Genomic DNA, 12,898 nt, shown 5'->3' on the forward strand with positions numbered 1-12,898 from the left:
CAACAAAAGGTATAGATGTAAAAAAGAACATCGCTTTGTGTATTCTTTTTAAAACATAGCCTACTTATTAATAATCATATATAAGCAATAATTTAAGCGTATGAAAAATGCAAAAATTACAGGATTAGGTTTCTATGTACCTGAAAATGTGGTAACCAATGATGATCTTGCACAAAAAATTACAACTTCTGACGAATGGATTCGTGAGCGTTCTGGTATTGAGCAACGTAGATATGCTGCTCCAGGACAAGCCAACTACCATTTAGCAGCAGAAGCAACAAAAGAAGCACTTGCCATGGCAGAGTTGGAACCAAAAGATATAGATATGATTGTCTATTGTACTTTGAGTGCCGATTATATCTTTCCTGGTTCAGGTGTACTATTACAAAGAGAGTTAGGGTTTAAAACTGTTCCTGCCCTAGATATTAGACAACAATGTTCTGGTTTTGTATATGGCTTGTCTATTGCAGACCAATACATTAAAACTGGAATGTACAAGAATATTCTAGTTGTTGGCTCAGAAATTCATTCAAGAGGTTTAGATTTCTCTGATGCAGGGAGAGCTGTAACGGTTCTTTTTGGTGATGGTGCTGGTGCTGCAATTCTCTCGCCTACTGACGAAGATTGTGGTATTCTTTCTACTCACATGCATTCTGAAGGAGAACATGCTGAAAAATTAGCTGTTATTGATCCTGGGTTTACTAAAGAAGAACGTTTTGATCCTAAATATTGGGAGCCAGGTGGATCTGCTTATCCATTTATGGATGGACAATTTGTATTTAAAAATGCAGTTGTTCGTTTCCAAGAGGTAATTGCAGAGGCTTTACAAGCCAATAACTTAAAACCAGAGGATATTGACCTTTTGGTTCCTCACCAAGCCAATTTGAGAATTTCTAATTTTGTACAAGCAAAAATGAAATTACCAGATGACAAAGTGATCAACACAATTCAAAAATACGGTAATACTACTGCGGCATCTATTCCGATTAGTTTAACTACTGCGTATAAAGAAGGAAGAATTAAAAAAGGTGATATTATTTGTTTAGCAGCATTTGGCTCTGGTTTTACGTGGGCATCTGCAATCATTAAATGGTAATAAAACTTTCTAAATATAAAAAAGCAGCCTAGCAATGGATAAATGTCCAATACTAGGCTGCTTTTTTATACTAATAATATTTATTTGCTACTGATTGAGATAACCATTTCTGTTCCTTTTTTCTCTTGTGTATTCATTTCAAAAGTAGCTCCTTGAGATAACAGAATTTTCTTTGCCAATTCTAAAGCCTTTAATTCTTCAGTACTTTGACCTTTATAACCCCAACCTTGTCCATTATCAGAAATACTTATTTGAGCTTCGCCCATAGATGCATACAATGAAACAGTTATTTTACCATTACCTTTTATAGTATTGGCAGAACAACGAATGAGTGCACTCAAAGACTTGGTCAATAAATTCTGGTTAACAACTATAACTGGTGCTCCTCCAATTTGCGTAGCAATACTTACGTTTTCAGGTAACGATTTTTTTGCTGTTTCTATAGTAGCTTCTACAAGTTCTTTGGGTTGAATTTCTCTTTTCTTGCCAATATTATGAGTAGAAACCATTGTAAGATCACCAATATCATCGTTCTCTTCTACTTCTAAAGCACCAAGATTACCAACACCTCTTAAGCGTGAAGATGTATAAGCCATGGCTTCTTCTTCCACAACCTTAGGTTTATTTACAGGAGCAGTCTTTACAATACGTTTTTCCGTTTCTTTTAACTTCTCTTCTAAATAAGCAATTTTCTCTTTCTGCGCTTTATAAGATTGAAAATTTCGTTTTTTCTGACTTTTTCTAACAACTTCAGATATTACTAAACCAATTATTAGTATTAAAATGATTGCTCCAAAGAGCAAGCGTTCCATAATAAGGTTAGAAGAAACTTCCATTACTGAGTTACTTTGTGCTAAAACTCCTAATGGTAAACTCAATAAAAGTATAGAAAAAAAGCCTCTGATTAAACTATAGTTTAATTTCATAATTTGATACAACTTCTTGTTTGTCTTACAAACTACACTGAATACTGACTATCAATCAGTTAAATATATTTATCCCTTCAGTACAGTTCTTACATATATCTATATTTTCTCTCCCTTCTAGGAGTGATTTTCTAAAATTTGTATAGTTTTGACTACGCCATATATTCAAGAAACCAATATAATCATTTTTTATAGCTCCAAGAACATGTTTAGCATCTTTATCAAAACAACAAGGTGCAACCTTACCATCCCATGTTATTACTGCAGAATGCCACATTCTCCAGCAATTCCTTTCCAACTCACCTTTAAAACGGAACTTACCTTCTTCATATTCTGTATACCTAGAATATTCTTGTTTAGTAGGAATTAATGGTGATCCGTTTTCATAATCATATATTTGTGCCGTTTTAAAAACAATTCTATCAACTTTTAAATCTTTAGCCAACTGCTTTGCATCATCTATTTGATGCTCATTTGGTTTTACTACTAAAAATTGAAAAACAACTTCTGGCGTAGAAGAATTCAATTTCTTTTTCCATTTCAAAACATTTTCTACCCCTTCAAATACTTTATCTATCTGCCCACCAACTCTATATTGTTCATACACTTCTTGTGTAATTCCATCTAAAGAAACAATCAATTTATCTAAACCAGAAGCTACTGTTTGTTTAGCAACCGCATCTGTTAAATAGTGAGCATTTGTAGATGTAGAGGTATAAATCCCTTTATCCGAAGCCTCTTTTACCATAGCTAAAAAGTTAGGATGTAGATAGGGTTCTCCCTGAAAATAGAACGTAAGATACATTAATGTAGCCTTCAACTCGTCTATAATTTTTGTAAACTGTTCTTTTTGTAGCATTCCAGTGGGGCGTGTAAAAGACCTTAATCCACTTGGGCACTCTGGGCAGCGTAAATTACAAGATGTAGTAGGTTCAATAGACAAGCTGATTGGATTACCATAATGTACTGGTTTCTTTATCCATTTTGAAAGGTGAAAAGTTGTAAAAACTACTATTGCATTGAGTAATTTTTTGAATGTAACTTTTCTTATTAGCTGATATGTCTCCCCTTTCAATTATTAAACGGTTATGTCTATAAAATGATTTGTAATGCGTAGTTTATTTAGTATTCTATCAACTACATCAATTAAATATCAAATTTGCTTGAATTACCGATAAAAAAAAATTAATTTTTGATTGTTTCCGTAATTGCGGTAAACAACAAGTAATTTTAAACCATTTTTTTTGATGAAGAGCAGTAAGCTTTCCTTTTTACGCTATTTATTAATTGATAAACTTATCAGAAATAAACAATATCCATTTCCATCAAAACAAAGATTATTAGATAAATGTTCTGAAGAATTTGGTGTAAACTCACCTTCAACAATAGAAAAGGATCTGCAGGCATTAAGGTATGAGTTTGATGCACCGATAGCTTACAGTAAAAAGAATGGAGGATATTATTACACCAATAGTGAATACAAATTACTTGGTGTTAACTTAACAAGCGAACATCTAGAAGCCTTAAATTTTGTAGAAACTTTTTTAGTAGAATTTAAAGCATTACCTGTTTTTAATAATTTCTCTAATGCAGTAGATAAAGTTTTAGATGGTATTGATATCACAAAGTCTTTAAAAAACGATAAAGAGAATTTTGATAGTTTTATTCAATTAGAAAAATCAATCTACACTAAAGGTGATACTGTTTTCTCAGAAATTATAAATGCTATTAAAGACAACTACGTTATTGATATCGTTTACCAAAAATTTGATGCTGAAGAAGAAGAAAAATACACTTTCCACCCTTATCTTTTAAAAGAATTTAAAGGGTTATGGTATGTTGTGGGTTATGCTGAAAACAGACAAGGAATAAGAACTTTTGCAATTGATAGGCTACAAAGTACTGAAAAGAAAAACAATGCTGTTTACATTCAGGCACATCAAGTAGACTTTGATAAGAACGCTTATTTTAAAAATTGTATTGGGGTAACATTAAAAGGTAAACCTCAAGATATAATACTTTCTTTCAATTCTTTTGCGGCAAACTTTGTAAAAACAACCCCTATTCATGAAACACAAGAAATTCTTTCTGAAACAGACAACGAATTACAAATAAAAGTACGCTTGGTTGATAATAACGAATTGCGTTCTATGATATTAGGTTGGGGAGCACAAGTAGAGGTACTGTCTCCTTTTGGCTTAAGAAAAAAAATTGCACAAGAAATTAAAAATATAGCTCAACGCTATTAACAATATATTATTTGAATTATTTAGCTCATTTATACCTATCAAGAGATAATGATGAAGAAATGTTTGGCAACTTTATCGGAGATTTTGTAAAAGGTAAATCTTATAATCATTTGCCTATTAATGTTGCAAATGGCGTTCGTTACCATCGATTTATTGATGATTTTACTGACAATCATGAAATCACTAAAGAAATGGCGCATCGAATACGGCCTCATGCTAAAAGATATGCTATGGTTGTAACTGATATTTACCACGATCATTTTTTAGCTTTACAATGGAACACATTAGCCAATGATAAAAATTTAAGTGAATTTGCTAATTATTTTTATCAGCTTCCTTATTGGACAAAAGAATGGACGCCAGAAAAAGCTGTTAATATGTATCCTTTTCTAACTAAATACGATTGGTTAAATGCCTATAAAAACTTTGATGGCTTAACAAAAGTTTTTGGTGGCATGCAAAATCGTATTAAAAATTTAGCTCCTATTGGTAATTCTGTGGAGTGGCTGAAGAACGATTACGATTTTTTCTTAGATTGCCACAATATTTTTTTTCCTGAGCTGCAAACTGCATTTAAAAAGTTCCGAGACAATGATCGTTATTAATACTAAAATACGTGATTTCCTTGAAGAAAGTAGGTATGTAATTCTTCTAATTGCTTACTTCCTTGTATTATGGGTTCCCATTATTTTTCAATCCCTCCATATCTCCGACGAGCTATCTGATATCTCTTTGGTTGTACTTATGTTTGCTATTCTAAATTTTATTAGAAAGGCAAAATTTTATAATAAAATCACTTTAGTTATAACTTTCTTTATAATTACAGGAAGAAGTGCAAGTGTTGGTACGGAAAGTGATTCAGTAAATATTGCAAATTGGGTAGCAATGCTTATCTACTTCTCAGTTTTCCTGACTATATTGTTAAAACAAGTTTGGTCGGCAAAAAGCGTGAATATGAATACTATCCTCGGAGCAATTGCCGGATACATTCAGATTGGTGTGATCGAATTTATATTATTTAAGATTTGTGATGCATTGTTTGATGGAAAGGCATTTAATACTACTGTTTCGATAGCAGATATAATCTATTTTAGCTTTGTAACATTAACAACTGTAGGCTATGGAGATATAACTCCAGTTGTGGATGAAGCTCGAGCGTTTAGTGTTATATTCGCAATGATCGGACAATTTTATATGGCAATTTTAATGGCTCTTCTTGTTGGGAAATATCAACAAGAACATTCAAAACAATAAATTATTAACTTTCCAAATAACTATAATTAATATGGATAAATTATTTATCAAAAAGAAAGAGTTTGTTCCTGAGGTAAACTTCGAACCAGCTAAGGGATTACTTGAAATTTCAGGTCAATCTTACCATGAGTATACTGCTGAATTTTTTGAACCACTATTTGAATGGGTTGGAAAATACCTTGAAGAAAGTGGTCATGATATTACTTTAAACTATAAGATGACTTATTTTAATACTGCATCTTCAAAAAGCTTTTTCCAAATTATTGAAATGTTACAAGCTTACGAAGAAAGTGGTAAAGGAAAAGCCATAGTTAATTGGTATTATAAAAAAGACGATGAAGATATGTTAGAAACTGGAGAAGACTTTATTAGTGACTCTGGATGGAAAAATATACATTTAATCGGTTATTAATTGTAATACTCCTTAAAAGAAACTTTATGAGGAAACTATTACACTAAAAATATATCGTATAGGGATTTTCCCTACTTAAGACCTTTTTGAAATAAAAAGGTCTTTTTTTATAATAAATAACTTGAAGTATACGTTTAAAAACTGTAATTGTACTATTGACACATCTTTTTGGACTGATTTTGGCTCCGAAAATATCGATTAGTTGTTTTAATGTAAATTAAATTACATCATGATTTATTTTACATGTAAACCATTTTTTAAACCTAATCGTATTGAGTAGAAAATAGTTTAAAAACATTTTACTCTTTTATAATTAAATGAACATTTTATGATTTGGCTTTTTAATACTATACTTCTTTTATACTTAGCTGTTTCTAATATTGCTATTGTTTTTAGAATTTATAAATCATTCTTACAGTACATGACTCCTGTAAAAGGCTACCTTACTATTGCCGTACTTTTTGCATCATTAGGTGGTATTGATTATTATGTATACGAAGTAACAACCGAAAAATTTGTTGTAGTAGAAGAAACAAAAAAAGTATTCCAACAAATTGAAGAACGTGGTTTAGAATTACAGCAATTCGCTAACCAAAAATAATTTACTACTACTTATTTATACGCTCATTACTTAAGCTATTTATACTAAATAAGAAATTATATAAACACCCTTAATTGAATATGATCAATTAAGGGTGTTTTGTTTTCTATTTAATAAAGTTCTTTACCTCTAAAATTTCTCCATTTTCAATTATTGTGACTACATAAATACCAGAAGGAAAATTATTCACATCTACAGCAGTTGTTTTAGTTTGTAAACTCCCTTTACACATTTCTACCCCTTGTGCATTAAATATTTTATATTCTGAATTTTTAGTTTCAGAATACGCTATCATTAATGTATTTTTCACTGGGTTTGGATACAATAAAAGTGACCTGTTTTCTAAAGTCAAATCGGTAGAAAGTACGGCACTTCGTGATACAGGTAATTGAAGTGCAGAAAATACTTCTAGCGTGTAATCTTTCTGAAGTAGCACTTGAATATTAAATTCTGATCCCATTAAACTGTTGATACTTGATAAGTTTAATGTCACCTCGCCTTGCTGACTCATTACTTGTTTTGGAATAATTTCTCCAATAACTTGATTATTTTCTGTATTCTGTACCGTTACTGGATTACACTCTCCAATTTCAACTTGTTGATCACCTATTGTAAATACCCACAATAAATTGTCATTATTGTTATAAATAGCGGTATCTATAGTATAGTCTATTGTTAACTCATTCTCATTAATAGAATAAGAATATTTTAATGGTTCATCTTTTAAAACAGAATACTTAAACCTATCTAAAAAGGTTTGCAGTTCAGCACCTTCCATCAATTCACCATCTAATGTTAACGAATATGGACTATCTTCTTCACCAAAAGAATCCAAACCATACCATAAGCGTCTTGCTTCAGTCCATTCCGATCCTCTTTCGTAAATTGGGTCTTCACAATCTAAACTTCGTTCTAGGTAATAATTATGAATATAGTTCTGATCATTATTACCCACAGTTTCTAATGATTCATAAATCTTTTGAAGTGTTTCATGATGCGTGCTATTATTTGCTTGCAAGAAAGATTCAACCATAACTCTTCTTTCTCTATCACGAATAATAAATTGTTTTGGTTCAAAAAACTCCTCATTTGCAGTACCATAGCTAAACACAAGTCTAAACTGTGTTTTATCCATCTCTAAATCAACAACGTCATCTATAGATAGTCTACTTTCAACATTTCCTAACGCACCAGACCAAGCATAACCATTTTCGTTAGAAACAAGATTATTATTATAGAGACCATAGGTGTTGTACCAATTCCAAACTTCTGCATCAGTACCTACTGTAACCCATGCCGTATTAGCTCCTTGAGCAGTAATTTGTCTCACCTGAAGAAAAATTCCATTTCGTTCTGTAGTATTACTCTCAAAAGTAAATTTTATCATCGGTTTACTTAATCCACTGATATCAAAAATATCAGAAGTTAAAGCGAGATAAGCATTTTGTGAATTCTTTTGAAGCTCAAAACGTCCAAGTGTTTCATTCCAAGGAATAGATGCCCCTGCTGTACTATTTCTATAAACTATAATCTGATTATTTGAATTAATTGTACTCAAATTCCAATTTTTTATATCCAAGTCCTCTTCATTATCTAAAGTAACCTTATCTACAGCTATTGTATATTCTTCTTCAAAACCACAACTTTCATCACTAGTAAAGGCATTTAGTTTAAAAGTAAGCTCATCTCCGTCAAATTCTTCTGTCAATTGATATGAAAAGTTTTCAACTCTACTTGTCACTCTCTTATTCACAATATTAACTCCTTTTGTTTCGGTACTTAAAGTATATGTTCTTTCTTTAAATTCTGATAACGCAATATTTATAACGTTAAAATCACCAACTAAAGGAAATGACGTTAATAACTCTGTTGTAATTTTGGGTTCGTACAGAGTTTCAAAATTAGCTGCACCAATCACTTGCTCTACTTCATTGTTCTTAAAAATTAGTCTTAATTCGAATTCTTTCTTTCTAATAGTAGAATCACTATGTAGAACTAATGGGTTAAATTGATACGTAAAATCTTGAGTCTTCTCAAAAGCCGTATTTTCTACATTTTTGTTATTTATAATATCATATAACTCTAATGTTAACTCTCCTACTCCTAAATTTGTGTAATAGTCTGTAAATCGATTATTAATAGTTATTGCAAAGGTTTCATCTCCTTGTTCTCCACTACAATACAATGGTTTTAAGGCATTATCAGCAATTATATTTTCTGTTGTTATTTCAAAACGCAATGTATCAGCAATATAAGCTTTATGAATATCTTTGGCTCTTGCTATCACATTCACTTCTACTTCACCAGTTCCTTCATCACCAATTAAATATAAATCTTCAGGTCGCATGTTTTTAGAAGATATAGGAAAATATAGTAGTTCTTCAATAACTAAGTTTTGGTTGTCAAGATTAGTGACAATTTCAAACTCATTTCCAGTATCATGATATAACCTCCAATCATTTGTTATTTCAACGTCTGGAATATTGGATATAGCTAATGTTTGATAAGTTGTAGTATTACGCCCATCTCTATTTCCCATCTGAAAGCCTAGAATTTTTGGACCATATTCAATTTGGTCATTTACTAAAAATAAATGCTTAGACAAAGTAAAAGAATGGCTCGTTTGATCTACCTCCCTAATATCAAATTGTTCTAGTAAAATATCATTTTCATTATCTCTAAGATATACAAAAAGTGTGTCTCCATTAAGGTTAGGTCTTTGTTCATCTGATATCTCTTTAATACTCTCAATGGTTACTTCAAGATCGTCATTTGTACCATCATTAGATACACTCCATTTATTAATCTGTACATTATCATAATTTACCGTTACATTAGAAGGTACTGGAAAAACTATTTCAGGACCAACTATTCTATTTATTGTAATTATTTCATTTGCGTTATTAACCACAGAAATATCAAATTCTAATTTACGTTTAGCATGAAAAATTAGATGAGAAATATTCACAGAAATAGTAATGTATTTAATATTGTTCTCCTGTGTAAAAGTTATCTCGCTTTCTGCTTCTTCCCCTTCAATAAGTCCTAAAAACCTTATCTCAACAGATGATAAACCCTCACTCTCATACGGAATTTTTATGGTTTGTAAACCTGCTTTCAATACTTCTCCATCTTTAGAGTATAGAATATCCGATTCAGTTGTTTTTACATTAAATGGAGGTGTTTTTTCTACTTTAAACGATTTATTGAGAATTATTTCCCTAGTATTATCACATGTAATTTTATCTGAACCATTGCATTTTGTTGTATTTCCTAGCTGATCTTCTAAGATTAATTCATTAAGGATAACTGTTCCACTAGAAGGTAGAATATCGTTTTGAATCAGAAATTCTAGATTGGTTTTGTGACCTTCTGTAGAAGACCTATAAATATCAATAAAACCTAAAGATGTATTTGTTTCTCCTTTGTGGACAAGTTCTAACTTACAGCTATTAGGGTTTAAAATTAAATCTTCTACCTCAATGGTAAAGATTGTTGGTTCAGCTAAATTTACCCATCCAATTGGTTCAATATCATCTACTTGCACTGTCGGCAATGTAATATCTATAGGTTCATTCTCATTAATACCAGTAAAAGTAATACCATTTTCTATTATCCTTGGTGGCGTAAAATCATAAATAAAACTATTTGTAATAGATGCTTCCCTTCTACCTCCATCCGTCTCATAAAGGTTTACCCTAACTTGCATTACTGTACCTTCATCTATATTTAATAGGTTGGGAATTACCACATTAAAATTAGATGTAATATCTTCTTTTACTAAAGTTAATGGTTGATTTATTTCTTCTCCATTTTTTGTATAAATCAGTGTTGCTATAGAATTGTCTGAAATTGCAGAGTTCAATAAGCTATGTTGATATTGAATAATAGAACCATTCCGTACGTAAAGACTATCCGTTAGTTTTTCTATGGTAAAATCGATAGGTAGAATTATTAAAGGTGCATCTGGCGTAAAAGTTCTTTCTATATTTGACTTATTTTTGAGTATAGTTTCAAAGCTAAAGTTAGTATTATTAAAAAAGTCTTCAGAATTAATATTGTCAATTACAAAATAGAATGATTCAAATGGATTAGTATTTTCTGTTTCTAACTGACTAATAGTAACTTCTTTTTTTGTATTTAAAATATTTATATTAATATCATTAGTACTATTCATTGAGCCACTAAAACCTACTGCCACTTTCAGTTTTCCATTTGTTAGCGTAGACGGATTTACTATTTCATTATTATCAGCATCATATTGAATATAAGCTATTGTATTAATAGAAATATTCTCTTCCTTTTCATAAGAGAGAGCGTTGATAATTTCGGATGATGAATAAGTATTACCTGCCTGATCATTTAAATTTAGTGTTATTGTAGATAACGCTCCTTTATTTCTTAAATTCTCAAATGCATCAATAGGAATAACAAATTCTAAATTGTATACCCCTGCAGCATTTTTTACAGGTGTATTATGAAGGGGTAAAGTAATAGATTTTTCATTTCCATTATTCATTATTCCTTTTAAAGATAAGTTACATGCTCCCTGATTCAAATTTAAAGCATAATCGGAAACATCAAATTTAAATTTCATCGGTCCCGATAAATCTATCCAATTTGAATTGATGACTACTTCGTCTAAATTTTGTGAATTAACTTGAGGAGCAGAACCATCATATATACTTGAAGACGTATGTATTGAACTGTTGCCTAGGTTGTCTTCTAATCTTATCAATAACTCAAAGCGTTCTCCTTCTATTATTCCTATATTTTCCTTATTAATGGATACTGTGAACTCTTGATTATCTGTAAAAATAATAGATGCATTAGTAATAAAAGTACCATCATTTTTTTGTAAAATTGCTTGAGATCTAACCCTGTTTATCTGTGTATTATTATTTTGATCTAACAAGTAAGAATAATCAATATTTAATACACCTGTACCATTTATAATAGAGGGTATTGTATTAAATTCACTAGGGTTTATCGTTATGGGTGCATTTGTTAGATTAACCTTAAAATCATAATTTCTTGAATTTCCAGCCAAATCTGTTGATGTAAATCTTGCATATAAAGACGTGTTCAAACCATCCTCATCTCTAAAAAAAGACCCATTTATACTTGGAGCCCTAAAATTTAACGTTCTGCCTTTATTATTATCAATTCCATTGCTACTTCCTTCAAAGAAGGATATATTATGTAATGATTTAAATAGATTTGTTCTCTGTTCATCCTTATAAAATATTAATGTTTCAGAATAATCATCTGTTAATGGAGTATAATGCTTGTCAGATAATTGTATCTGAAATGATACAAAGTCATTATCAATATCTTGTTCATTAACTCCATCTTCATTTTGAACTATTGACGTATTAGTTTCTTGTATTCTTGGGGATCGACTATCTATCGTCAGACTCGGTTGTGTTTCTGAAGAAGTAGGTGATAGTACCAAATAATCATAGTCTTCTCCATTATGATTAGTAGTACCTGAATATGAAGTAGATTGCTTCATATAATATTTTTCAGGTTCAATATTATTTATAATAATATTAAAATTTGAAAAGACCACATTAGTATATGTATAACCATCAGTTCTAGGAAATTCATACCATTTCTTATCATTACAGATTAATGACATAGTTCGATATTCAAGATCTGGATCATTTCCATCTATATCAATTGGACGAGGACCATTTATAATAATAGAAGGAACTCCATCTTCCGATTTTACAAAAAATGTATTTGAACTTAAATTTAATCTTCCATTAAGACAATTTGTTTTTGAAAAGCTTAATACCAATTTAATAGTAATCGTATTTTCATCATTCTCATTATTACTTAATAAAGATGAAAATATTGTTTTATTTATATATGCATAATATAGATCTTTTCCATTATTCGTTAGTTGTTTATTAACTGAAATTAGAGTACTATTTAATATTACCCAATCTGATCTTCCAAGTTTAATTTTTGTATCTGAATTATTAATTCCCGTAAAATCTAAGTTGTAATCATTTAAAGCATTTGCAGAAGTATAAAAACTGATTGTCACAAATTCAGAATTGTTTGTTCTATCTAACAATTTATTCTCTCCATCAACTATAATTTGGTTTTCAGTCACCACAAAACTTACTTCATCTACATACTCTGCTTGACTATAACAGTAAATATTGAAAAAGAGTGTAAAAATTAAAATGATATAATGTTTCATTTTAGCTATCTAAAAGAATTAAAAGTACTAGTATTATATATCTGTCTCATTCTCAATAATACTTTACTTTGATTACCTATGGGTTAAGTTATAGGCAATCAAAGTAAAGTATTATTGATGTGAGTTTTATCCTTAATAGCCTATCT

At 30.4% G+C, this 12,898-nt stretch carries 9 protein-coding genes; 6 read left to right on the top strand and 3 right to left on the bottom strand.

Annotation, left to right across the window (positions count from 1 at the left end):
* Positions 1 to 100 precede the first annotated feature (100 nt).
* Positions 101 to 1,096 (top strand): 3-oxoacyl-ACP synthase III family protein, encoded by a 996-nt coding sequence (locus KM029_RS05620; RefSeq protein WP_144072331.1) that lies wholly within the window; start codon positions 101 to 103, stop codon positions 1,094 to 1,096.
* Between the two features lie 80 nt (positions 1,097 to 1,176).
* On the opposite strand, the gene KM029_RS05625 is transcribed toward KM029_RS05620, so the two are convergent.
* Together KM029_RS05625 and KM029_RS05630 are read right to left on the bottom strand one after the other, a co-directional pair.
* On the bottom strand, positions 1,177 to 2,022 hold the full coding sequence (locus KM029_RS05625; protein WP_144072332.1) for an ATP-binding protein: 846 nt from the start codon (positions 2,020 to 2,022) through the stop codon (positions 1,177 to 1,179).
* A 55-nt stretch (positions 2,023 to 2,077) separates the two neighbouring features.
* Positions 2,078 to 3,097, bottom strand: coding sequence for a radical SAM/SPASM domain-containing protein (locus KM029_RS05630; protein ID WP_144072333.1), 1,020 nt, complete (start codon positions 3,095 to 3,097; stop codon positions 2,078 to 2,080).
* Positions 3,098 to 3,269: 172 nt separating this feature from the next.
* On the opposite strand from KM029_RS05630, the gene KM029_RS05635 reads away from it, so the two are divergent.
* The 5 genes from KM029_RS05635 to KM029_RS05655 all read left to right on the top strand — a co-directional run bounded on the left by KM029_RS05635 (position 3,270) and on the right by KM029_RS05655 (position 6,538).
* Positions 3,270 to 4,271 (top strand): helix-turn-helix transcriptional regulator, encoded by a 1,002-nt coding sequence (locus tag KM029_RS05635; protein WP_144072334.1) that lies wholly within the window; start codon positions 3,270 to 3,272, stop codon positions 4,269 to 4,271.
* 11 nt (positions 4,272 to 4,282) lie between these two features.
* The gene (locus KM029_RS05640) at positions 4,283 to 4,876 is read left to right on the top strand and encodes an acyl carrier protein phosphodiesterase (RefSeq protein ID WP_144072335.1); all 594 of its coding nucleotides are present in this window, start codon (positions 4,283 to 4,285) and stop codon (positions 4,874 to 4,876) included.
* Positions 4,863 to 5,525 carry a two pore domain potassium channel family protein gene (locus KM029_RS05645; RefSeq protein ID WP_144072336.1) on the top strand — a complete coding sequence of 221 codons (663 nt, stop codon included), beginning with the start codon at positions 4,863 to 4,865 and terminating at the stop codon, positions 5,523 to 5,525. The genes KM029_RS05640 and KM029_RS05645 overlap by 14 nt, the downstream gene beginning before the upstream one ends.
* A 31-nt stretch (positions 5,526 to 5,556) precedes the next feature.
* Entirely contained in the window at positions 5,557 to 5,937 is a 381-nt protein-coding gene (locus KM029_RS05650) for a DUF1987 domain-containing protein (RefSeq protein WP_144072337.1), read from the top strand.
* Positions 5,938 to 6,265: 328 nt separating this feature from the next.
* Complete coding sequence (locus KM029_RS05655) at positions 6,266 to 6,538, top strand: hypothetical protein (protein WP_144072338.1); 273 nt, start codon at positions 6,266 to 6,268, stop codon at positions 6,536 to 6,538.
* Positions 6,539 to 6,644: 106 nt separating this feature from the next.
* On the opposite strand, the gene KM029_RS05660 is transcribed toward KM029_RS05655, so the two are convergent.
* Entirely contained in the window at positions 6,645 to 12,752 is a 6,108-nt protein-coding gene (locus KM029_RS05660) for a T9SS type A sorting domain-containing protein (protein ID WP_144072339.1), read from the bottom strand.
* Positions 12,753 to 12,898 lie beyond the last annotated feature (146 nt).

Origin of the sequence: Flammeovirga kamogawensis (assembly GCF_018736065.1) — a bacterium.
Taxonomy (GTDB): Bacteria; Bacteroidota; Bacteroidia; order Cytophagales; family Flammeovirgaceae; genus Flammeovirga; species Flammeovirga kamogawensis.